We start from the raw sequence: 23,278 nt of genomic DNA on the forward strand, positions 1-23,278 counted from the left end.
GGGAATGTGACACCGGAACGGGATTACAATCCCAACCGCGTCCTCACGGCTAAGTGGAAGAATGGTGCGTGGACTTGGAATGAGGGCAGTACCAGTGGGGACTTTGATGAGTTTACGCTTCCTGATGAGCGGATATTGACTGCCGGTCAGACTTACCACTGGGCTGTGGAAGCTATGACGGCTCAAGGAGACAGAAAAATTGTCACGGATAAGTTTAAAACTTTGCTTCCTCAACCGGCTGCTGGGAGCAATACGTTCAGTAGCGTGACTGTGTTGACTCGCGGGTTTGAACCTATCTCAGGATACAAGATTGACCAGCAATTCGAGGCAATGGCCAAGCATATTGTCTCAGACGGCGGTTCGATTGTCAGCTATAATTCCGAAACCGGCAAGTGGAATCCTGTGAAAGGAAGTGGGAGCCCTAAACTCGGCAAACCCCTAGTGCTGATTCCGGGATGGGAGCAGTCCCCTGCAGAAACCGCTTTAAATTCTGGGTTTGCTGAGGCGGCGGCGGATGCCTTTTTTGCCTCACTGGTGCAGCTGGATCAGTCCTTAGGAGGTAGTGTGGGAGAGGGGAGCGGCTCAGGGCTGAAGCTGTATAATAATGAAGGTGATTTGATTCGCACTATGGGCTCTCTATTTCAATCACCGCTACACTTTATTGGCTTCGGCCAGGGCGCTGTGATTAACAGTGAGATTGTTCAGCGCTTGGGTACGTTCTTTCCGAAAAAGGATTACTCTAATGCTTTTCCCGATATCCAGATGACGACAGTTGACCCCCACGACTTCTTGCAGGAGTCTTTGTGGTCTCAAAGCGTTCGCGACCCGCAGGTGAAGGTTTGGGAAAATGTTACTTTTGCGGACAATTACTACCAGGATGTAATTCCGGCAACTGAACCGAAAACTTTCACATTTAATGGTCGGGAGATTGAGGGAGCGGATTTGAATGTATCTCTGGGGAACTGGGCTGGGTTTACTGAAGTGGATGACAAAAAAGGTGGCAACCACAGGCAGGCTCTAGCTTGGTATGCGGGAACGGCTAACCTCAGCGGAAGTCAACTTCCGGCAAAGGATGGAGAGTATATCTACCGCCGGCTTGGGGATTTGGAGCCGGCTGACCGGACTCCCAACAGTGACAAGATTTGGTACACGCCCGATTACAGGGGATATCCCTTTATCCACGGCTCTCAAAATGCTCCTTGGGAGGGGATTGGAACGGGTTGGTTCCACTCAGTTTTAGGGGGCGGTAAGGACAAGCGCCGAGATCCGCTTCTTGGGGTTCGCACTTCAGTAAGTGAGGACAATACCGCTGAAGCTAGGATGCGGGGCGACTTTGCAGTTCCGACTCTCTTTAATGGGAATTTTGATGCGATTAGCACTCTCCGCTCAAGTCAGAGCATTCCGGGCTGGTCTTTTTATAATGGAAACAGTGATACTTTATCTCAAAGCTATTTAGTTGAATGGTCAAAAATTAATGGGCTAACTAAAGTTCGCCCCATAAGAAGGCCGGACAACAAAATAGTAGAGAGTAATTATCTGGAACAATTGGGAATCTATGAGAGAAACTATGCTTTGAGGCTAGAAAACAATCAGAGCGTCACCCACAATCGTTTTGTTGTCCCCGAATGGGGGGCCTTGCGATTCAACCTTCACGTCCCCCAACTTACTGGCGGACAGGTTCGAGTTTCTATAAAAGGAGAGAATGACACGAAGTATCAAACGATTGGCACTGTAACTCTTAGTGAGGCTGTCAATAACGATGGGATAAATACAAATTCAAATTCTTACCTCGAAGATCGGTTCAGGATTGGGTTCGGAAGCGAAGGGTTTGAAACGTTCCTTATTGACGACAGTGAGAGTGAAGTCCTGAGGAACTTGCGCGGTAAAGTCGCCACACTTAAGTTTGAAGTGACTGGGGGTACGGTTTTCTTAGATGATGTCTTCTTTAAGAGCGAACACCTCAAGTTCGGTCTGCCAACTTACAACGAACAGGAAGCCAGACCAGATGCAGGACAGTTAAATAACTATCTAATAGAGAAGCCGCAGTACGCTGTGTCTTACAATAACAGCAGTAAAAATCCCAATTGGGTTAGTTGGCAACTTAACCCTTCTTGGTTGGGAAACGTGCCAAGAAAGGGAACGTGGAATCCAGACAGAACTCTTCCGGCTTCTTTTGAACCGTTAGCGGTAGGTCAAGATTACCGTGGGGTGAACTATATGGATACAGGCCATATGACTGCCTCAATGCATCGCAATCGAGCTGAAAAAGATATGTTTTCAACCTTCCTTACAACGAATGCTATTCCCCAAGCTACTGGCAATAATACACTTGACAGTTCGTGGGAAAATTTGGAAAATTTTAGTCAAATTTTGGCCGCCGAAAAAGGAAAAGAACTTTTTATTACCGCAGGAGGCTATGGAACTTCTACTCACCCTTTAATTCCGAGTTCACTTAGTAGTCAAAACATTAACGTCCCAAGTTTTACGTGGAAAAATATCTTAGCCTTAGATTTACCGCGTTTGGCTTTGGAAGACATTGGTACAGTTAATCAACTCACTCCAGAAAAAGTGCTTTTTGAAGATCCAATTAGTCCTGAAAACATTAAGAAAAATACAGTTATTTCTGTAATTACACCTAACATTTCAGCACCAGAATCGGTACTTAATTCTGGCAGTTTTCCATTTCCTCATCCGCTAAATAATTTATTGCCTCCCGATCGGCATCGTCCTGATTTCACGAATTTAAACGAGTGGAACAATTGGCGAAATTGGACTGTTTTAACTGAGGATATTAACCGCCTAACGAATTTAAACCTTTTCACTAACCTCAATAAGGTTTGAGGACAGGACAAACGCATCTTGTCAAGAGAGACGGCTTTTGAAAGCATAACTCGGCTGTTCGTTACTGACAAGCTCGCTTTCACATAAGGCTACTTTTGGCACTAAATATGAAAATGAAAGTTAGATGCGTTTGACCCTGTTTGAAACCCGCAATACGAGATTTTGATTTTGAAATTTTAAGTGATTTTTACTGAATGTTAAACTAACTCGTATAAGTTGTACCTTCTGGTAAAACTGTGTCAAAAAAGATAACGCCATCGCGCTTTAACTGATCGATCATATCGTTTATATTCTTGAGGCCAAAAAGTTCTGCCCCTGTCAAGTCTGCATGGCTCAAGTTAACGTTTATCATTTCTCCACTAATTTCGCTCGCCTTGAGAGCGGCATGACTGAAATCGATACGGTGCAATCTGGTTGCTGTTAGATCTGCCCCATTTAAATTGGCAGAAATAAAGTTTGTATCTTCTAAGAAACACTCATACAGGCAAGCCCCCTTTAATTGGGCAAGTTGCAGATTTACTTTTTGCCAATGGACTTCAAAATAAGCCCCATTCAATTTGGCTTGGTAGAAGTTAGTTTCTAGAAAATTTCGCCCCCCCAAGTAAGCCCCACATAAGTTAGCACCGGCAAAATTCGTTCTCTGGAAGCTTCCCCCAAGCACGGCTCCTTTCAAACTCGCTTTTTCAAGATTAGCATCGTTTAAACTGATCCCACCTAGTTGGGCTCCATCTAACGAGGCCATACGCAGGTCAGACCCATCCAATCTGGCTCCATCAAGATTGGCTCCTTTCAATTTTGCGTCTCTCAAGTAGACTCCCTCCAAATTAGCATTGCGCAAATTGACTCCCGTAAAATCGCGCTCGCCGGCTGCGTACCGGTCAATTAACTCTCCTACTGCCATTCTTTCCATGTTTTTCTCCGAGAGCGAAGGTTTCCTGTCTATTGTAGCAGCCAATTTGGCTGGAGTCAACCTCTACTTTGGCCCTTAGTAAGATCGACCCGGTTCAGCACAACCCCATCTGCTATATAGACACCCCCAGATTAGGCTGTTGAAACAAACGCTTCTAGCTGTTCTGAGATTTCTGAGACTTACTTTTCTCACTTATCCCAATAGCTCTTGTATCTGGGGCCAATTTCTACACTCCCGTCAGGCAGTATGGTTTTCCAGAAAAAGGTGCGCTCTATATGAACCCTGTTCCAATTATTGGCACTGCCTAAATTAGTCTCGCTCAAGATAGCCCAAGTCAACTTAGTCTGAAACAAGTTGGCACCTCTCAGAATAGTACGAGTCAAGTTGGCGCTTTCCAGATCGGCCAAGGTCAGGTCAGCTACTTCAAGTGTTGCTCCTCTTAGGTTAGTACCGGCCAGAATAGCCTTTCTCAGGTTGGCTCCACTCAAATGAGCTTGGAGCAGATTAGCACCAGTCAGGTCAGCTCCGCTGAGATTTGCACCAGACAGGTAAGCTGAATATAGGTCAGCTCCTCTCAGGTTAATTCCTTTCAAGTTAGCCCTTTTGAGATAAGGCAACACATGCTCTGAACCTTGAGTAGCACGCAGGTCAATCCCTGCAAAATTCCTCTCCCCTGCTGCGTATCGTTTAAGTAATTCTTCAGCATCCATGACTTGAATCCTAAATATATCTACTAACTATAGCACCTTCAGTCGGGAGTAATTCTTCCTAAGCAGACTTTTGGTGGCGCGGCTTTGCTAGTCGAAAAAACTTGCTATTCCTCGCTTATTTTGACGGGGATAATTTTCTTCGCACCCCTCATTCCTGATACTGCCATCTGGCATGGTTGTGTTGCAGAAAATTGCCCCTTCAAGTCGGCTAATATCAGTCTCATACAAATCAATAATTGCTTCCTTGAGATTGACTCCAGTAAGATTTGCTCCTTGCATCCAAGGTTCGCCGAAATTAGTCTTTTTCAAAGAAGCCCCTGTCAAATTGACGTCACACATTCCGGTATCTGTCAGGTGCGCTTCACTCAGGTCAGCTTCACTCAGGTCAGCTCCAGTCAGATCGGCATCACATATGGTAGCTTTACGCAAGTTGGCTTTACTCAGGTCGGCATTCTGGAAATTGGTGCAATCCAAGTTAGCTCGGCTCAAATTGGCTCCACTCAACAAGGCTCCATCAAGCTCCGCATCGAACATGTTAGCCTCGCTCAAGTCCGCACCAGACAGATCGGCTTCGCTTAGAGTGGCATCGGCCAGCTGGGCACCTCTCAAGTTGATATTGCTCAAGTAGACCCCTCTCAAGTTAATCTTTCTCAAAACGACACCGGCAAAATTCCTCTCCCCTGCTGCGTACCGTCTGAGCAACTCTTCTCTGTCCATAACCTGACTCTCTAATCTGCTCACACCTTCAATAATAGCGCAATCCCCTCTCTGAGTGCCTGGGTAACTAGCGCGGCTGTTCCCTTTCCAACCGGACGAGCGCCGTAGACTGAGGCTTAACCAGCAACCGTCACCAATCGTGGTCACAAAATTCAATCACAGTTCCGTCTTCCAAAGTAAGATTGTGGACTATAGTCCCTTCAAAATTGACGGTACTTATATTCTTGGCACCAGTAAGATTGGTTTTCCCCAATCGAGTCTGGCTGATTTCAGCACTAAGCAGGTCAGCACCACTCAGATTGGTATCCACCAGTTCGGTAGCGCTCAGGCAAGCCTTAGTCAAGTTGGCTCCACTCAAGTTAGTGCGAGTCAGGTTGCACAGAGTCAGGTTAGCACGAATCAGATTAGCATTACTCAAATCGGCATCGGTGAGATCGGCACCGGCCAAGTTGGAATTACTCAGGTCGGCTCCACTTAAATTGATACCGCTCAAGTCCGCTCCCCTATAATTGTCATTCCAAGGATCAGAGCCACTGATGTTAGCGCCCCTGAGATTGACGCCGGCAAAATTCCTCTCCCCCGCCGCGTGCCGGTTTCGCAATTCCTCGCCGTCCATAATTCTCCTCTCGAATTCGCTTACACCTTCAATAATAGCGCAATCGCCTCTCCGAGCGCCTGGGTAACTAGCGCGGCTGTTCCTCACGACGCGATTGCAACCCCAACCGGCTGAACAGTCAACCCCCAACTCCCCACCATGCCGGCAGGCATCTAATACCTTTCCGAGCAACTCCTACCGCCATAGAGTCCTTTTTACTAACTCGTATAAGTTATACCTTCTGGTAAAATTGTGTCAAAAAAGATAACGCCATCACGCTTTAACTGAGCGAGCGTATCGCTTAGAGCCTTGCTACCAAAAAGTTCCGCTCCTGTCAAGTCCGCACCGGTCAGGTTAACATTTATCATTTCTACAGTCATTTCGCTCCCTTTGAGAGCGGCGTGACTGAAATCGACACGATGCAAGCTAGTTTCTTGGAGAACGGCTCCCTTTAGATTGGCACAAACAAATTTTGTATCTTCTAAAAAACACGCATAGAAACAAGCCCCCTTTAATTGGGCCAGTTCCAGATTTACTTTTTGCCAATGGACTTCAAAATAAGCCCCATTCAAGTAGGCTTGGTAGAAGTTAGTTTCTAGAAAATTTCGCCCCCCCAAGTAAGCCCCACATAAGTTAGCACCGGCAAAATTCGTTCTCTGGAAATTCCCACTAAGTTGGGCCCCTTTCAAACTCGCTTTTTCAAGATTAGCATCGTTTAAACTGACCCCACCTAGTTGGGCTCCATCTAACGAAGTCATACGCAGATCAGACCCATCCAATCTGGCTCCATCAAGATTGGCTCCTTTCAAAATAGCGTATTTTAAGTAGACTCCCTCCAAATTGGCATTGCGCAAATTGACTCCCGTAAAATCCCGCTCGCCGGCTGCGTACCGGTCAATTAACTCTCCTACTGCCATTCTTTCCATGTTTTTTCTCCTCAGGGAATATCTCTTGCCTATTCTAGCACGTCTTTTTCTAAATTGTCAGAAGTTGGGGCTGAATAAGGGAAAACAAAAACCCAACTATTAAACAGAAAAAGTCCCGGATGAGAGAGCGCTTAGAGTGGCACTGGATGCGACCGGCACCTCTCAAGTTGATAAGGCTAAAGTTGACCCTCCCAAGTTAATAACTCTCAGCACAACCCGAGCAAAGTTACTCTCCCCACCGGCAGATCGGCGCATTAAGCCCAATGCGATGATGCCCCATGCCCCACGCCCAATGCCATAATGCCGCAAACCGCTATTTCCGCAGCACAGAGCAGCCCGCCGGCTCTGTCCAAGGACTGTGGGGCGTGCCCGCGGGCGCTTCCGCAGTTAGAGTCACCTTGCCATTAGAACCAATTACCCACCCCTGCGCTTCTACAAGAGAATTGGACGCTGGGAATTGCCCATCGGGCATTGGGAATTGATTCGATGGCTGCCGGTGCCCAGCGCCCAATGCCCCATGAGGATTTTGGATTTTGGATTTTGGATTTTGGATTGGGGATTGATTGTTTTGCCCCGCGCCCTCCGGCTGCCCCTCCAAAGTGCCCCAATCCACGAGAACCCTATCACCGGCAAGCATTTCGTCAGGACGTGGGGGCAAACCACCTCTGCCGGTGAAGACAAAGCGATTGCGCCGGCTCGCCGCACAGGTATCGGAGCCAATCAAAGCCGCCACATCCACCACATTAGCCAGCAAAGTGACGAACCCGGCGCTCGGGTTAAGATTTGGCGTGTTGATTTCCACCCTACCATTTAACTGGGGCGTTCCTCCAGTAGCGGTAATCTCACTGTCCAAAGATCGAAATATACCTTGCGTGCGGATGTGAATATTTCCCCCCTGAGCTTGAACAGAATTGGCGGCGATAGCGCTATTTTCTAAAGCAGCCAGAGTGTCTGTGCTAATCGTAAGATTGCCGCCATTGCCGGTGCCGCCGGCAGTTGCAGATATCTGAGAGTTGTTGCGCATCTGTAAGTGCTGGGAGTTCAATACAACATTCCCTCCTCCCCCCAGTGCGGTTGCTGCCGTGATCAGACCTGAATTGTCTAGAAAAATAGCTCCCGCATTGATTGTAGCGGAACCCCCATTCCCTGACCCCTCATTTCTCACCGTGATTTGAGCGCCGGAAGTGACACTTAACCGGGGAGTGCTAACCGTCACATCTCCAGACGCTCCAGAAGGAGCGTCTGGCAAGTTGTAAAGCTCCTGTAAGCTTTCATCTTGAATAATAGCAGCCGAGAGAATCTGAGTGGGATGTCGAGAACCTGGCACTCTACCACTCAGCTCTACAGAGTCAGAAGCGCTGATGGTAATACTGCCGGCATCCCCAGCAGCGAAAGCAGAAGAACTGATTCTCCCCCCATCCCGAAGTACCAGCCTTGACGTGCTGACTGTCAAACTGCCGGCATTTCCCTCCCCCAGCGTTGAAGCTGCCAAACCGCTTGGTGCTAAAACACTTCTTGCCACTCCAGCCAGTTCTATAGAATCAGTAGCACTCACACTCAAATCTCCTCCCGAGCCGGTGCCAAAGGTTGCAGATACCACAAGTGCTCCATCTTTGGCCGTCAGCCGCCGAGCTGACACTGTGACATCTCCCGCATCTCCCGAACCGAAAGTTACAGCTCGGATAAAGCTAAAAAAGTTGGGGTTAGCCGGTGAGAAGCCAGTCACTTGCGCGTCAGAGGCGCTCACAGTTATATTGCCGGCAGGCGCAGCACTGAAGGTTTTAGTAGATATCTCTCCCCCATCCCGGACAGTCAACCGCTGCGTGTCAACCCTAATATTCCCTCCCTTTCCCTCGGCTAAAGTTTCAGTAGATAAGGTGCTGCGAATGCTTAAATCCGGAGCAGTTCCACTCACTTCCAGTTCTTCCGAAGCCCTAACCGTTAAATCCCCCGACGGTTTGCTGCCAGAGTTTTGAATTAAAATCACTGAGCCATCCCGTACCGAAACGGCTCTCCCCCACACCTGTACAGAACCGCCAGGAATAGAAACATTTTCCTGTGCGATTCCCCCGCTTGCCCGTGCTAGCGCCCTTTGAGAAAGCTGAATATCCCGGAAAGAAAGCGCGCCTTCATAGCCCAAAGTCAGCCCCTCCCCTGTAAAACTGACATCACCCTCGCCAACACTGCCCAACTCAATCCGCCCTCCCTCTGCTGTGAGAATGCCGCCGTCCAGGAAAATATATCCCCCCACCAAAGCGAGAGTTTTTCCGTTTCGCACGCCCAACCCCGTTGAGCCACTCCCCACCCCCACAGTTTCTCCGAATATTGGATCGGGATGGCTCAGACTGTGACCGGCACCTCGGACGCGAATCGCTCCTGGATTTGGCCCCAATTGCAAGCCAACCGGCACACTCACAGTTAGCAGTGGCGGGGTTTGGGGATGGGTGGCGCTAAACTCCGCCCCACCGGCAAATTTGATGTGATTTGCCGTGCTGGCGAGAAATGACCCGCCAATGTTCAGAGAAGCGTTCGGGCCAAAAATGATTCCGCTGGGATTGAGCAAGAATAAATTAGCACTGCCGTTGGCTCGAATTGCGCCATCAATGTTGGAGATAGAGCCCCCCGTCACTCGCGTGAAAATGTTTTGAATAGCGGGGGAATTGTTGAAGTGGGCCGTCGTGCCGGTGGGGACAGAAAATTCCTTAAAGCTGTGGAACAGGTTAGTGCCGGCACTTGTACCGCCGGCGATCGTAAGGGTGTTGCCGTTTGGCGTCACAGCAGAAGGGACCGGCAGGGTAGCGTCCGGGACAATTTGGACAATTTGTGCCGGTGCCGGTCTGCCTGTGGCCAGACCCCACAAGACAGCACTGCCGGCAATCCAGAATCGGTGAGCGCCCTGTTTCATAGAAAGTAAAAATTACAACTTTAAAAGTGTCATTCCGCCATCCTTGCAAAGGCATTCCAAAGGGCAGGAGCCGGTGGCATCTCAATTCCTGTCAATCTTCCCATATAGAGAGCGCAGGCTGCGTTCCGCTCTGAAGGCCCCCAACTTCTTGTTGATTTTAGCAGAAAAGGGTACATTTGATCAAAGAGGGCCCCGCCACCTAGCAGTTCGTCTCGCTTTCTGGTACTCTGGGAAAGGGCGCATTTCAGTAAAAAAAGCCGGACAGAGAGAATTCGCGGCCACACTTGCCTTGCGTCCGCCTGCGCGGACTTTTGTCTCCCGCGCAGGCGGGTTTTGGGTTGTGTGCGGCAGGAAAAACCGCTCCCGCCGCAAAAGTAAGATGCTCCCGTGGGGAAGAAGTTGTTGAAAAAGCGCACTTAATGATAAAAGCAGAAACTTGGCTAATATGCACGCTCATATCCGGATTGATATACGGTCTGTGAAGAATATTCGCCAAATTGGCCACCAACTTCATTGACCCCAAAAGCGCTCTGCTCTATGAAATCGGAGGTCTGGTGGTGGCTTTCGCCGTGCTAGTCAAAACCGGCTTCCAGGTGCAGGTGGACAGCCAGGGAACCTTCTACGCGCTCTGCACCGGCATCTCGGCAATGGTCGCCACACTGTTTTTCCTAATCGCGGTCAGCTCTGGTCCCGTCTCCATTGTCGGAACCATAACAGCGCTGTACCCCGCAGTCACTATTGTGCTGGCGTTTTTTATCCTCAAAGAACCCATCAGTCTGCGACAGGCGGTCGGGATGGGATTGGCTGTCGCCGCCATAGTGCTGTGCGCCAACAAGTAATCGGGGGCGAAGGGAGCCGGCTCTCTGACTGGAGAGCCCGGCACCCGCAACCCCGCCCTTGCAGGTGACAGCAAAGACTCAGTAGAGCGGCGGGGGCCTCGGGGGCTTGCCCCCGCCGCGCACAAAGGTGATATGATTCTGACTGGCACAGGAAATTGCGCCTATACCCTTAACTATGCAAATATCTCTACCTGATGGAATGTCTCAAAGCTTTCTGAACGCCAAGGATTTTTTGACTGAAACAGCTGTAAAGGCAGCTAATTCTGTTACACAAGTAACAGAAAGCGCCAAGACTTCGCTGTCTGAAACGGCAGACAAAGCTTTTGACGCCATATCTGAAACCGCAAGTTCTGCCGGCAGTACCGCCAGTCAAGTCACGAGTCAAGCTCTAGAGACACTGGCGGAGACTGCGGAAAAAGCTAAGAGCTCTCTCTCCTCAGCCGCCAGTCAAGCCATTACTAGCGTTAGCGAAACGACTTCCCAAGCCGTGGGAGCCGTTGCCAAAACCGCCGAGAAAGCAAAAGACGCCATCTCTCAAACCACAAATTCTGCCGGCAGCGCCGTCAGTCAAGTCACGAGTCAAACTGTCGAGACAGTAGCGGAGACTGCGGAACAAGCCAAGAATTCTCTCTCCTCAGCCGCCGGTCAAGCCGTTACTAGCGTCAGAGAAACAACTTTCAAAGTCGTGGGAGCCCTTGCCGAAACCGCCGAGAAAGCAAAAGATACCATCTCTCAAACCACAAATTATGCCGTCACAACCGTCAATCAAGTCACGAATCAAGCTGCTGTTACCGTTTCTGAAGTTACCGAAAAAGCTAAGACATCTTTAGAAGACACCATTCAACAAGCAGAGGATCTGAATCATTCCTTTTCAGAGACTGTGCGATCAGCTATCAGTTTCTCTCTCAAAGACTGGACTGACTCTCACACCTTGGTTTTATGGGGAATCAGTCACCCAATTTTAAGTTTGGCAATTATTCTGGTAGCAAGTTTTATTATAGTCGGATTCTTTCAGGCGTTCAGTAGTTTGTTTGAAGAAGCTTGGCTGTTCATCCTGAAAAGCCCTGGTAAATTAGTGCGTGGCGCTCTCAGTTTCGGATCGAAATCGGTGAGGGATGGGGGAAAAGTGGCTGCCAATAAAAGGTTTTCAGTTAAGCCGGTTGAGCGGGACAATTATAATTGGGACATGTCAGGCGTGAAATCTCTCAGTTTGAACAGTCAGGAACGACTCTCCAAGATTTTTACCAGACTGGAGGAAATTAAACAAGAAGAAAGTCAGCTGCTGCAAGAAGTCTCGGCACTTTTGAAAGCCGGCAAATAAATGTAGGGCCATATTTATGCCCTTTAGGTTAACCGGCCAAGGGCACTCCACGCCAGTCCCAACGGAACGAAACCAGGTTTCTTTAAGAAACCTGGTTTCTGGAACATCAAGAAAGTTCCCACCCCCTCAGCGAACCGGAAAGGTACTGTCTTCAACTAACCTAGCGCTAGTCACCGTTCCGGGGAAGTTTTTGGTGAGGTCTAGAACCTTAAACGTTGACCCTTCCGACACCACCTCATCCAAAGGCCAATACGCCACCAGATTCGCCTCCCATCCACTCAGCCGTCTGGACATATCAGCCTGAATCTCTTTTTGGGTGCGGGCTTTGTTCCAAATCCGAACTTCCGCCATCTTCCCGTCAAAGTTCCTATTGTCCCACCGAGTTAAACTCCCACCAATAGTATTCACTGTACGCTTAGCACTGACAGGAGCCAGTCCCCTAGGCACCGGCATCCGCTGACCGCTTCTAAAGAACTGACAGGCAACCGACACACCGTTTTTGTAAAATCTCCCATCTCCAGAAGCATCCACCGTTGCTGCGATGTGCGTCCACTTCTTTGGTTCTAAAACTGAAAAGGCGACTTGATTGATGTTTTGGTCAGGGTTGTATATAGAAAGGACTAGATTGCTCTTGTCCCCACTCCCTCTGGCACCCGAACAGAGAACAATACCATTTTGAGTGTAATTCCGGCTCAACCCGCTGCTAAATTCGAGAATTCTCGAATACATTTTGAAGCTATTAAACCAAACCCACGCTTCTAAAGTGAAGCCCTCCGAGTAGTTGGGCCCCATTACCGGGATGAATATATAATCTTCATCCCCGTCAAACTGCATGACTTTGGGAAGTCCCATGACAGCTGACCACTCAACCCCGATCGCCCCGGCATTATTGATATAGTTCTGCGGCGCATCATTCATCATGAAGCGTAAGGTATCACCGGGCTTGAGAACAAAAGTTACTGGTCTGCCGACTTCAGTAACAGTACCCATTCTCTCGCTCACCGCCACTAAAGCATAAGGAGTCTTATCGGGATACCTCATCAGCGGCTTAATCTGCCCTAAATAGGGAGTTAGAGCATTTCTAACCTCAGGTTTAAAACTGGGAAACCCTTCAGCGGTACATTGCAGGTAGGCATTACTTTTGTCGGGCGTCCAGATTCCGGATGGAGAAAATGTACAAGTGATTTCCGAGGTTAGGGTATTGGTAAATTCTGCCCCTGTGGCCGAGTAGGCGGGCACCTCAAATTGGCCGGTGAATGCCATAATTCTGTTCTCCTTTTGCCGTTGAGGAAGTTGAGGGAAAACTGATAATTATCCTCTGCTGAACGCAGAAAGTTTACCGGACCGGTGCAATTTGTCCAGCAGCCTGTGAGTAAATCTAACGATTAGAGCGCCGGTGGCAGTAAAACGCTACAGCCCATACCCTTTATAGCAGCTTTCGACTCAGCAGCGGCACCCCCCCCAACCGCCCCCCGCACCGGCAAGGGGCTAGAGGGGAAAGCCGCCCTGACTCCATTAAACGGCAAAGTGCCACAGCAGCCACCCCCCCAACCCCTCTTTGTCAGAGGAGTTGAGGGGGTGCGATCTCTAGACTCGATTGAACTGCAAATAGCCATAAATGTAGGGGGCGAGTGCAAGCACCCGCCCCCCACACTATTGTGGCACCGGCCTGCGCCGGCGGGGCGAGCCAGAAAGCCCGCACCGCCAGACAGCCGATTAGTAGTCGAAGTCGCCGCCGCCCATACCGGCACCCGCGCCAGCCGGAGCGCCTTCCTTAGGTTCCGGCTTGTCAACCACGATGCACTCAGTCGTCAGCACCATGCCGGCAATCGAAGCGGCATTTTGCAGAGCCGAACGAGTCACCTTAGCGGGGTCAACAATACCGGCTTCAAACATATCGACAAACTCGTTGCTGGCTGCGTCGTAGCCGACATCGAAGGGCTTCTCCTTCACCCGCTCAGCAATCACCGCGCCATTCTGACCGGCATTTTCAGCAATCCGCTTCAGAGGAGCCGCCAGAGCGCGAACCACAATCATCGCGCCGGTCAGCTCTTCGCCCTTCAGGTTGGCATTCGCCCACTCATCTAGCTGGGGAGACAAGTGAGCCAGAGTCGTCCCGCCGCCGGGAACAATCCCTTCTTCCACCGCCGCCTTAGTCGCGTTGATAGCATCTTCCAGGCGCAGCTTGCGGTCCTTCATTTCGGTTTCCGTCGCAGCGCCCACCTTAATCACCGCCACACCGCCGGCCAGCTTAGCCAGACGCTCTTGCAGTTTTTCCTTGTCGTAGGAAGAATCGGTTTCATCCATCTGGCGGCGGATTTGCTCGCAGCGAGCCTTAACCGCCTTTTCGTTGCCTTCGGCAACAATGGTGGTATTTTCCTTAGTGATGGTAACGCGGCGAGCCCGACCCAGCATTTCCAGCTTGGTGTTTTCCAGCTTCAAACCGGCATCTTCGGTGATCAGCTGGCCGCCGGTGAGCACCGCGATGTCTTCCAGCATGGCCTTGCGGCGGTCGCCAAAGCCAGGAGCCTTGACAGCAGTCACATTCAGCACGCCGCGCAGCTTGTTGACCACCAGGGTGGCCAGCGCTTCTTTCTCAATATCTTCCGCAATAATCACCAGGGGGCGACCCGCGCGAGCCACTTGCTCCAGCACCGGCACCAAATCTTGCACCAGGGCGATCTTCTTGTCGGTGAGCAGGAGGAACGGCTCATCCATAATGGCTTCCATCCGCTCCATGTCCGTCGCGAAGTACGGAGAGATGTAGCCCTTGTCAAAGCGCATCCCTTCGGTGATTTCCAGTTCGGTGGTCATGGACTTCCCTTCTTCGAGGGAGATCACGCCTTCCTTGCCCACCTTGTCCATCGCTTCGGCGATCATCTTGCCCACTTCTTCATCGTTCCCCGAAGAAATGGTGCCCACTTGAGCGATAGCCTTGGACTCTTCCACCGAGCGGGCGTGTTCGGCGATTCTGTCTACCAGGAAGTGAGTCGCTTTGTCAATCCCCCGCTTGAGGGAAATTGCATTAGCACCGGCAGCCACATTGCGCAGACCTTCCTTAACCATTGCGTGGGCCAGAACTGTCGCCGTCGTAGTGCCGTCACCGGCAGCGTCATTGGTTTTGGAAGCCGCTTGGCGGATCAGGGACACGCCGGTGTTCTCTACGTGGTCTTCGAGTTCAATTTCTTTGGCGATGGTGACGCCATCATTTACAATTTGGGGCGCACCAAACTTCTTTTCCAGAACCACGTTGCGGCCTTTGGGGCCCAGGGTGACGGCCACTGCTTCCGCCAGGATGTCCATACCCCTTTCCAGGGCGCGACGAGCGTTTTCGTTGTAAATGATGCGCTTAGCCATAGGTGTTGAGTTCAGTCAATAAGAGGATTACTGGTGAGATGTCTTAGCTGTTAATTGCGAATTGCTAATTTTTCACTGCCTTGTCCCTCAGGCGCAGCCCGGGGAGGCAATTAACCCTTAGCCACTAGCTAACGATGGCGAGGATATCCTTTTCCGAGAGCAGGACGTATTCTTCGCTGCCCAGTTTGATGTCGGTGCCGGCGTACTTGGAGTACAGGACTTTGTCGCCGATTTTGACTTCCATCTCTTGGCGAGTGCCGTCGTCATTGCGCTTGCCAGGACCGACTTGCACGACTTCCCCGACTTGGGGCTTTTCCTTGGCGGTGTCCGGCAGAAGAATGCCGCCAGCGGTTTTTTCTTCAGAGGCGCTCACCTTGACGAATACGCGCTCGCCGAGAGGTTTAACGGTGGAAACGCTCAGAGATACAGCTGCCATACAAAATTCTCCAGAACTCCAGGTTAGGTAGATAGTGGTTGACTTCGGCACCTTCTCGGGTGGCCGGCTCTACGCCGGTAGAGCCGGTGCCCTGAGTTGTGCAGGCTCAGCGCCACCGCCCATTGCTTTGTGGCTGCCGGTTGGCCTGAGCCTGAGTTTTGAGTTAGCACTCTCAACTCCTGAGTGCTAATTTAGCGGAGGGCGACCTGCGAGCGCAACTGACTTGCCAGTACGGGTTCCCGAACTAAATCCCCGCCTAAACCCCTAAGTATTTCTACTGATGCCAGTCCGGGGCCCCCGAGCCCGCTTGTTCCTGACAAAAGAGTCATGTAACCGGGAGCATCCCGGTTGTGCAAAGAAGCCCAAATGAATGCGACAATGATTTCAGCAGGGGGCAGGAGGAGAGGATTTTTGGCCAGCGAATCTTTGGAAACGGGATTGAAACACCTACCTGTACAAAGCTCGGTCTAGCTTACAATGGCAACGTCTAGCTCTCAGCCGCCCGAATTCTGTGAGGGTGCCTCTGACAGCGCCCTCGTGGCTTGCGTCCAAAGTCTGGGGCTGCCTCAAATTCAGCGACACGTCTTTATCTGCGCCGATCAGAGCAAGCCCCTGTGCTGCTCCAAGGAAGCAGGCTTGGAATCGTGGGAATACTTAAAGAAGCGCTTGAAAGAATTGCAGCTCGACCGGCCCACTCAAGCCCGCCCCAGCTGCATCTTTCGCACCAAGGCCAACTGCCTGCGCGTCTGCGGTTCTGGGCCAATCCTAGTCGTTTACCCAGATGGCGTCTGGTATCGCAGCGCCACCCCGGAAGTCATCGAGCGCATTGTCCAAGAACATCTGATCGGCAACCGTCTTGTGGGAGAGTACGCTTTTTTAGTCCATCCCTTGCCCGCACCCGCCCCCAGCGAGCCCGCAGCCGGCGACCGGCCCGACAGTGCTGCCGGTTCCCAATGAAGCAGGTTAAAATTCTCAAGCAGCGGCTCCTTGAGGCTTGCGACAGACGTGAGCGCGGGTTTGGGCTGCGGGCTGCGGGCTGCCAGCGTTCAACGAAGAAAAGCTCCCCTCCCCCTCTCCCCCTCTGAGCCAGCCGGCAGGCTCTAGTCAAATAATCCTGAATGGGATATATTAGCATATAGTTAACCCGAAAAGTACCGGATCTCTACTGTTGCTCTCAAGTTTATCTGCCCTAAAATCCTGAAAAGGAATGTGGCTTTACTTTGCCGCATGGGAAACAGCAACTTCAGCAGCAGGGCTCCAACATGCGAGAGCCTTTGAAAGAATACGGTTCGGGGAATTCACTTATCCAGGAATGGCGAGTGGCACAGCATGAAGGAAACCAGTGTACGCGAGCAAAAACGACTTCTGCTTATAGATGATGACCCAAACTTAATCTTGCTGGTAAAGGATTACCTGGAGTTTCGCGGGTACGAAGTGATCACGGCAGAAAATGGCCGGGAAGCGTTGGATATCCTAGAACAGAAAGCCCCGGACATGATTATCTGCGACGTGATGATGCCTGAAATGGACGGCTATGCCTTCGTCAAGCATGTCAGGGAAAACCCAAAAACAAACTCCATTCCAGTTTTGTTCCTTTCTGCCAAGGGTCAGAGTTCAGACCGGGTTAAAGGCTTGAACACGGGGGCTGACGTATATATGGTCAAGCCGTTTGAGCCAGAAGAACTGGTCGCTCAGGTAGAAGCCTCCCTCAAACAGGCATCCCGCCTGAGCGAGAGCCAGAAGAAGACCGCCGACAGCGGGCGCAAGATCCAGGTGCCTTTTAACGTGGAGCTAACGCCGACAGAGCTCAAAGTAGTCCAGTTGGTGGCGCGAGGGCTGGCGAATCGGGAAGTGGCAGAGATTATGAATGTCAGCCAGCGGACCATAGAAAGCCACGTGTCAAATATGCTGGGCAAAACCAGCCTGCACAACCGCACAGAGCTAGCCCGCTGGGCGATCGAAAGCAACATGGCCTGAGGGCAGGACCCAAGCAAGTCAGCAACCGGTGCCACAACCTTTAGGGCCCCAAACTGGGCCAATTCCCACAGGTCTTTGCGCTTTCGGCAATTCCTGTGATGTCAAACAGCAGGACGTTTCGGGAGGGCGGCGCACTTGGGGGGCGGGCGCATCCCCCCCCTGAAGCGGCACCACAAGCTTTCCCGACAAAAAAGTCAAATCAGGGACGTCAAGAACGCGGTATAGTTGAGAGGTGGGGCTGCGTTGCTCTCCTGACGGCAGGGCCTCACCTAGCCTCTGCTGCGTTCAATCAGGCGGGGGCAGAGCAATACGGCAGAATTGGTGCTATTTTAATTAAGATAAGCATATAGATTAGGAGAATTGCGATCTGTTAAGTTTAATTAACTGCCGGTGTTACATTACCCTGGGTATGGGGGGTGTTGGGCAAGCGGACGCTCTCTCAGCTCAACCTTTACAAAAGACCCGACCGGGCATCGGGCCCGGAAAGCAGTGGCACAGGGATGGAAGCTGGCAAATAGGGGCGCTGGGCCCGCAGCAGGCGCGGGCCCAGAGGTGTAAAATAGCTTTATCCAGCAACTTCCAAAAAAGATAAAGGAGGGGGAAGTATTTATTTAAGGAAAAAATTGCTAAGATAGAAGGCTACCCTAAAAGTTTTTCTACAAATTTTAGACCTAAGTTTCTATGGGTAATTTAATGAACCGTCTGTCAATCTTTGTGGACGGTAACAATATGTTCTACGCCCAGCAAAAAAACGGCTGGTTTTTCGATCCGAGACGAGTGCTGGAATATTTTACCAGAGATAAAGATATAATGCTGATCAACGCTTTCTGGTACACCGGCCTCAAAGATCCTCAAGACCAGCGGGGGTTCCGAGACGCACTGATCAGCCTGGGATACACGGTGCGCACGAAAATCCTCAAAGAATATTACGACGACAGTTCGGGGCGGTACTCCCAAAAAGCCAACTTAGACATAGAAATTGTCGTTGATATGTTTAACACGGTGGACCAGTACGACCGGGTGGTTCTGTTCAGCGGGGATGGAGATTTTGAGCGCGCTATAGAGCTGCTGCGCTCCAAAAACACCCACATCACCGTAGTGTCAACGGAAGGAATGATCGCCAGAGAGCTGCGAAACGCCACAGATAGGTACATCGACCTGAATGACATCCGCCAGTACATTGAGAAAATAGACTACTAGCGTCTCATGCATGTGATTCGCCAGCACGACTTCAGACAAACAGAGTGGGCCAGCTGACAGGTAGCGAAAGGGGGTTTGAAATGAAGACAAAACAGGACCGGATAATTATATTTGATACGACGCTTCGGGATGGGGAGCAGTCTCCGGGGGCAACCCTGAATGTCGATGAAAAGCTGACCATCGCCCGCCAGCTGGCAAGACTGGGGGTGGATGTCATCGAAGCTGGCTTCCCATACGCCAGTCCGGGGGATTTTGAGGCCGTGCAAAAAATTGCTCAAGCTGTGGGAAGCGACGGAGGACCGACAATCTGCGGTCTGGCTCGAGCTACCAAGCCGGATATTGAAGCCGCAGCCATTGCCCTCAAACCGGCAGCTAACGCCCGGATTCACACCTTTATCGCCACTTCCGACATCCACTTGCAGCACAAACTCAAGAAAACCAGAGCGGAAGTTCTGGCCATAGCCGGAGAAATGGTCGCCTACGCCCGGTCGTTTGTAGACGATGTGGAGTTCTCCCCCGAAGATGCCGGTCGCAGCGATCCAGAGTTCCTCTACCAAGTGCTAGAGCGGGCCATCGCAGCCGGTGCCACAACCGTCAACATCCCCGACACCGTTGGCTACACCACCCCGGCAGAATTCGGTGCCCTGATCCGGGGCATTAAAGAAAACGTCCCCAACATCGACCGGGCTATTATCTCCGTTCACGGCCACAACGACCTCGGCCTAGCGGTGGCCAACTTCCTGGAAGCCGTGAAAAATGGAGCCAGGCAGCTGGAATGCACGATCAACGGCATTGGCGAACGCGCCGGCAACGCCGCCCTCGAAGAGCTGGTGATGGCGCTGCACGTCCGCCGGCAGTATTTCAATCCCTTCCTGGGACGCCCCGCAGAGTCCGAAGAGCCACTGACCAGTATTGACACGCGGCAAATCTACAAAACCTCTCGCTTGGTGTCTAACCTCACCGGCATGCTGGTGCAGCCGAATAAAGCTATCGTGGGGGCTAATGCCTTCGCCCACGAGTCGGGGATTCACCAAGATGGCGTCCTCAAGAACAAGCTGACTTATGAAATCATGGACGCCCAGTCTATCGGGCTGACCGACAATCAAATCGTCCTCGGCAAACTCTCGGGACGCCACGCCTTCCAGACTCGCCTCAAGGAACTGGGCTTTGAACTCTCAGAAACCGAGCTGAACAACGCTTTTCTCAAGTTCAAGAGCTTCGCGGACAAGAAAAAGGAGATAACTGACTGGGATCTGGAATCGATTGTCAATGATGAGATCCAGCAGCCGCCCGAACTGTTCCGCCTGGAACTGGTGCAGGTGTCCTGCGGTGACCACTCCCGCCCCACGGCAACCGTTACCCTGCGCACACCGGCTGGCGTTGAACTCACAGACGCCGCCACCGGCACCGGGCCAGTGGATGCCGTCTACAAGGCCATTAACCGAGTCGTCAACGTGCCCAACGAACTGATTGAGTTTTCGGTTCAGTCGGTGACCGCTGGGATTGACGCCCTCGGGGAAGTGACCATCCGCCTGCGCCACGGAGAGCGCGTCTTCTCCGGACACGCGGCCAATACCGACATCATTGTGGCCTCAGCTCACGCCTACCTCAACGCCCTCAATCGGCTTTACGCAGCAGATCAGCCGGCTGCCATCACGGCAGGCGCTATCTAGAACGCCCCCGTCACGTCCTCAGTCGGCACCTGCCAGATGGCGGAGAACCGCTCAGCGTTGAGACAGGGTCTGTCAAGTTGCTGGCAGCGGTTAGTGCCGTTTTTGGTGAAGAAGCCGAACAGCTGCATTTCCCACACCACAGAAACCGGGTTGGTGCTGATGGGAATTTTGGCCGGTTTAGCAGGCTGTAAAACCTGAGACTGGCTGACAGTCCTGCGGGCGCATTCCTTGCGCCCTTTTTATTGCAAGCGCAACCGGCCACAAATGGGCGGGTAAAAACGTCAAGAAGGGGGTCTACGCGGATGAAGTTTATAAGCAGGCCGGCAAAAATAAACGGAATATCAAGAAACCGAGTTTCTTAAACAAACCCGGTTTCTGGACCCCGCTTAACTGCCCTCTGAAACGATGGCGACAGCGGGAAACCCGCCCGTCTTTTTTTTCCTTGTTCCCTGTTCTTGGATTGAAAGATAAAACTGTTTGATTGCTGCGTTTAAGAGAAAAGCATGAACTCCACTCACAGGACTATCGCTATCTTGGGAATCGCCACCGCCCTCGGTGTCGCGGCGCAATTGCCCGCTCTGTGCGCCGGGACGCCCCAAGCGCTCGTCGCCCAGCAAATGAGCGCTGAGGATTTGTTCAGTAAAGGAATGGACAAAATTGACAAAGCAGACTATAAGGGGGCGATAGAGGACTTTACGCAAGTGCTGCAGCTTCAGCCTAATATGCCCGACGCTTACTACTTTCGAGGGCTGGCTCGGGATCTGCTAGAAGACAATCAGGGAGCACTGCAGGATTATACTGAGGCGATCCGCCTGACGCCCGCAGGTGTTGACAGCACCTATGCCTACAATAACCGAGGCACCGTCTACGCTGAACTGCAAGACTATGAAAAAGCTATTGAGGATTACGACCGAGCGGTGCAAAGCGACCCTAACAATGCTAACGCTTACTACAACCGAGCGCTGGCCCACTCGGCGCTGAAAGACTTGCAGAGTGCTATAGCAGATTTTAGGAAAGCCGCAGATTTGTACAAGGAGCAAGGGAAAATCCAGGACTATGAAGATGCGATGAAAGGCATTAGCGAACTGGAACAGCCGGCTGGCAACCGGTAAGGGTTTAAAATAGAGTTCAGGGCAAAAGCCATCGGGCAGCAGGGGTCCGTCTGTCTGGTGGGTTTATCATTTCGAAGTGAGGGCGCTGTGATAGAAACAAAAACTATAGCTACTGCAGCACTGCTGAGTGTGTCTACCCTGCTCGCAAATGCAGCTCATGCGGAAAATTTGGAGCATACCAGGCAGCTACTGGCTACCAAACAGTGTGTTAAGTGCGACCTCAGCGGTGCGGGTCTGGTTCTGAGCAATCTGGCGGGTGCCAACCTCAGTGGCGCTAATTTGATTCGAGCCAATCTCAGCCGCACTGAACTGACGGCGGCGGATTTGAGTGGGGCTGATTTGAGGGGTGCTAGTCTGTTTGCTGCCAGCTTGGCTGGCGCTAACCTCCGGGGTGCGAATTTGGCCGGTGCTGACTTGAGAGATGCCAACCTGACGGGTGCTGACTTGGCCGGTGTCAACCTGGCCGGTGCCTTCGTCAAGGGTGCGGTAGGGCTGGGCGAGTACACCGGCAAGCGGGAAAACCTCTACTCGTGGGCGATGGAAGAGGGGAAGCGGAAAAACTACACCGGCGCTATTGAGTATTTCGACCAAGCGCTGGAGATTGACCCCAAATTTGCCGGCGCTTACCTGGGGAGAGCGGCAGCGCGCGCCGAAATGGGCGACTACTCGGCAGGCACGCTCGACGCCCAGCGAGCGGGAGAGCTGTTTTTAGCTCAGGGCAATCAGAATGGCTACCAAGCCTCACAGACTTTGATTAAGGAAATTGAAGTCAATCAGGAAAGAGCCAAAGGCGGCGGTGGGGGCGGCGGCAATTTGCTCAATGTCCTCGGCAGCTTGCTGCTCCAGTTCATGTTTTAACAGCCGGTTTTGGCGAACCGCGCTGTTAACTCTCTTCTGTCAGTTTGGGGGAATCTTTACGAAGAGTTCCTCTTTTCAGGCAGGGGCTACAGCTTTACTGCAAATTTTTGGGCTAAAGCCCCACTTCAAACAGCGGGCCAGATCATAAATTATTATAGTAATTAACCGTATTTTTTATATGAGTAATTTTTGTGCAACCAGATTATAGTATATTATAGCCTGGTAAATTAGAGGTTTTTTGTTTAATTAGTTCTTGCATTACCTGTCTGGCTCTCTCGGGAGAGTGGGCCCGCGCCCGTCCGAAAGCGCATCGAAAGTGATTAACCGGAATTCGTGTAATAGCAGTTTCTGTGATTCAGGCAAAAAATAGGTTTCAGCTTTATAAATTAGACGTTTTCTGTTTAATTAGTTTCAACCAGCCCGCCGGAGGGGAGGAGAAAGATGAGCTTCCTGACGCCCCGCCTCGGGGAGTCAATCCAGATTAATTAAACGGATTTTGTATAAGAATAAAGCCTGTAAACCTTACTGGCTGTAAATCTCCAGATTGAGAATTAGATAAAATCCGGTTAATCGCGATCCGAACTTTCTGGGGTGGCGGGGTTAAGGCATGCATCAGGGGAAGGCGGGGAGTTGCCGGTGAGAGGTTTGGGGAGTTGTTCAATTGTCAGGATCTGGCATATCTTGCCACCGGCACTCTGACTCGGGCATATTAACAGTGTAAGGTGTCAGCCCCCTTTTGAGTGGTGCCCACTCCCAGGCTTCCATACAAATCAACCGGATTTTGTATAGATAAGATAGCTATAACCTATAATAGGTATGGCTTGCGCGTTACAAAATTAGACAAAATCCGGTTAATCGCGATCCGAACTTTCTGGGTGGGGGGGGGTTAAGGCATGCATCA

The 23,278-nt window shown here is 51.3% G+C and carries 20 protein-coding genes; 9 read left to right on the forward strand and 11 right to left on the reverse strand.

Features of this window, described 5'->3' with window-relative positions:
• The first annotated feature begins 174 nt into the window (after nt 1-174).
• On the forward strand, nt 175-2,841 hold the full coding sequence (locus tag OSC10802_RS44450) for a DNA/RNA non-specific endonuclease (protein WP_232731693.1): 2,667 nt from the start codon (nt 175-177) through the stop codon (nt 2,839-2,841).
• 202 nt (nt 2,842-3,043) lie between these two features.
• Here the strand turns inward: OSC10802_RS44450 and OSC10802_RS40455 are convergent, their stop codons facing one another.
• From OSC10802_RS40455 to OSC10802_RS40475, 6 genes are all read right to left on the reverse strand, one after another.
• Nucleotides 3,044-3,751 (reverse strand): pentapeptide repeat-containing protein, encoded by a 708-nt coding sequence (locus OSC10802_RS40455; RefSeq protein ID WP_017717859.1) that lies wholly within the window; start codon nt 3,749-3,751, stop codon nt 3,044-3,046.
• A gap of 188 nt (nt 3,752-3,939) precedes the next feature.
• Nucleotides 3,940-4,461: a pentapeptide repeat-containing protein gene (locus OSC10802_RS40460; RefSeq protein ID WP_017717860.1), complete on the reverse strand. Its 522-nt coding sequence runs from the start codon at nt 4,459-4,461 to the stop codon at nt 3,940-3,942.
• A gap of 87 nt (nt 4,462-4,548) precedes the next feature.
• Nucleotides 4,549-5,178, reverse strand: a complete 630-nt coding sequence (locus OSC10802_RS40465) for a pentapeptide repeat-containing protein (RefSeq protein WP_017717861.1) — start codon at nt 5,176-5,178, stop codon at nt 4,549-4,551.
• A 130-nt stretch (nt 5,179-5,308) separates the two neighbouring features.
• The gene (locus tag OSC10802_RS0116425; protein ID WP_017717862.1) at nt 5,309-5,794 is read right to left on the reverse strand and encodes a pentapeptide repeat-containing protein; all 486 of its coding nucleotides are present in this window, start codon (nt 5,792-5,794) and stop codon (nt 5,309-5,311) included.
• 197 nt (nt 5,795-5,991) lie between these two features.
• Nucleotides 5,992-6,699, reverse strand: coding sequence for a pentapeptide repeat-containing protein (locus OSC10802_RS40470; RefSeq protein ID WP_017717863.1), 708 nt, complete (start codon nt 6,697-6,699; stop codon nt 5,992-5,994).
• 313 nt (nt 6,700-7,012) lie between these two features.
• The gene (locus tag OSC10802_RS40475; protein ID WP_017717864.1) at nt 7,013-9,604 is read right to left on the reverse strand and encodes a beta strand repeat-containing protein; all 2,592 of its coding nucleotides are present in this window, start codon (nt 9,602-9,604) and stop codon (nt 7,013-7,015) included.
• A 497-nt stretch (nt 9,605-10,101) separates the two neighbouring features.
• On the opposite strand from OSC10802_RS40475, the gene OSC10802_RS40480 reads away from it, so the two are divergent.
• Entirely contained in the window at nt 10,102-10,443 is a 342-nt protein-coding gene (locus OSC10802_RS40480; protein WP_017717866.1) for an EamA family transporter, read from the forward strand.
• 199 nt (nt 10,444-10,642) lie between these two features.
• The gene (locus OSC10802_RS0116445) at nt 10,643-11,764 is read left to right on the forward strand and encodes a hypothetical protein (RefSeq protein WP_017717867.1); all 1,122 of its coding nucleotides are present in this window, start codon (nt 10,643-10,645) and stop codon (nt 11,762-11,764) included.
• Nucleotides 11,765-11,890: 126 nt separating this feature from the next.
• Here the strand turns inward: OSC10802_RS0116445 and OSC10802_RS44460 are convergent, their stop codons facing one another.
• The 4 genes from OSC10802_RS44460 to groES all read right to left on the reverse strand — a co-directional run bounded on the left by OSC10802_RS44460 (nt 11,891) and on the right by groES (nt 15,557).
• A complete protein-coding gene (locus OSC10802_RS44460) occupies nt 11,891-13,027 on the reverse strand; it encodes a LamG domain-containing protein (protein ID WP_017717868.1) in 1,137 nt (378 codons plus the stop codon).
• Between the two features lie 122 nt (nt 13,028-13,149).
• Complete coding sequence (locus OSC10802_RS53030) at nt 13,150-13,380, reverse strand: hypothetical protein (RefSeq protein ID WP_198525135.1); 231 nt, start codon at nt 13,378-13,380, stop codon at nt 13,150-13,152.
• Nucleotides 13,381-13,480: 100 nt separating this feature from the next.
• Nucleotides 13,481-15,121: a chaperonin GroEL gene (groL, locus tag OSC10802_RS0116455; RefSeq protein ID WP_017717869.1), complete on the reverse strand. Its 1,641-nt coding sequence runs from the start codon at nt 15,119-15,121 to the stop codon at nt 13,481-13,483.
• 124 nt (nt 15,122-15,245) lie between these two features.
• A complete protein-coding gene (gene groES, locus OSC10802_RS0116460; RefSeq protein ID WP_017717870.1) occupies nt 15,246-15,557 on the reverse strand; it encodes a co-chaperone GroES in 312 nt (103 codons plus the stop codon).
• 477 nt (nt 15,558-16,034) lie between these two features.
• Between groES and OSC10802_RS0116465 the strand changes: the two genes are divergently transcribed.
• The 4 genes from OSC10802_RS0116465 to OSC10802_RS40490 all read left to right on the forward strand — a co-directional run bounded on the left by OSC10802_RS0116465 (nt 16,035) and on the right by OSC10802_RS40490 (nt 20,407).
• Entirely contained in the window at nt 16,035-16,514 is a 480-nt protein-coding gene (locus OSC10802_RS0116465; protein WP_017717871.1) for a (2Fe-2S) ferredoxin domain-containing protein, read from the forward strand.
• A gap of 372 nt (nt 16,515-16,886) precedes the next feature.
• Entirely contained in the window at nt 16,887-17,534 is a 648-nt protein-coding gene (locus OSC10802_RS0116470; RefSeq protein ID WP_017717872.1) for a response regulator transcription factor, read from the forward strand.
• A gap of 681 nt (nt 17,535-18,215) precedes the next feature.
• Nucleotides 18,216-18,734 carry a LabA-like NYN domain-containing protein gene (locus tag OSC10802_RS0116480; RefSeq protein WP_026098547.1) on the forward strand — a complete coding sequence of 173 codons (519 nt, stop codon included), beginning with the start codon at nt 18,216-18,218 and terminating at the stop codon, nt 18,732-18,734.
• A gap of 80 nt (nt 18,735-18,814) precedes the next feature.
• Nucleotides 18,815-20,407, forward strand: coding sequence for a 2-isopropylmalate synthase (locus tag OSC10802_RS40490; RefSeq protein ID WP_044170145.1), 1,593 nt, complete (start codon nt 18,815-18,817; stop codon nt 20,405-20,407).
• On the opposite strand, the gene OSC10802_RS50080 is transcribed toward OSC10802_RS40490, so the two are convergent.
• Entirely contained in the window at nt 20,404-20,544 is a 141-nt protein-coding gene (locus tag OSC10802_RS50080) for a hypothetical protein (RefSeq protein ID WP_155967922.1), read from the reverse strand. The two genes, OSC10802_RS40490 and OSC10802_RS50080, sit on opposite strands and share 4 nt — an antisense overlap.
• Before the next feature lie 366 nt (nt 20,545-20,910).
• On the opposite strand from OSC10802_RS50080, the gene OSC10802_RS0116495 reads away from it, so the two are divergent.
• Nucleotides 20,911-21,519 (forward strand): tetratricopeptide repeat protein, encoded by a 609-nt coding sequence (locus OSC10802_RS0116495; protein WP_017717878.1) that lies wholly within the window; start codon nt 20,911-20,913, stop codon nt 21,517-21,519.
• A gap of 87 nt (nt 21,520-21,606) precedes the next feature.
• Nucleotides 21,607-22,377, forward strand: coding sequence for a pentapeptide repeat-containing protein (locus OSC10802_RS0116500; protein ID WP_232731694.1), 771 nt, complete (start codon nt 21,607-21,609; stop codon nt 22,375-22,377).
• Nucleotides 22,378-23,278 lie beyond the last annotated feature (901 nt).

The organism is Kamptonema formosum PCC 10802, assembly GCF_000332335.1.
In the GTDB taxonomy this organism is placed as follows: domain Bacteria; phylum Cyanobacteriota; class Cyanobacteriia; order Cyanobacteriales; family Oscillatoriaceae; genus Oscillatoria.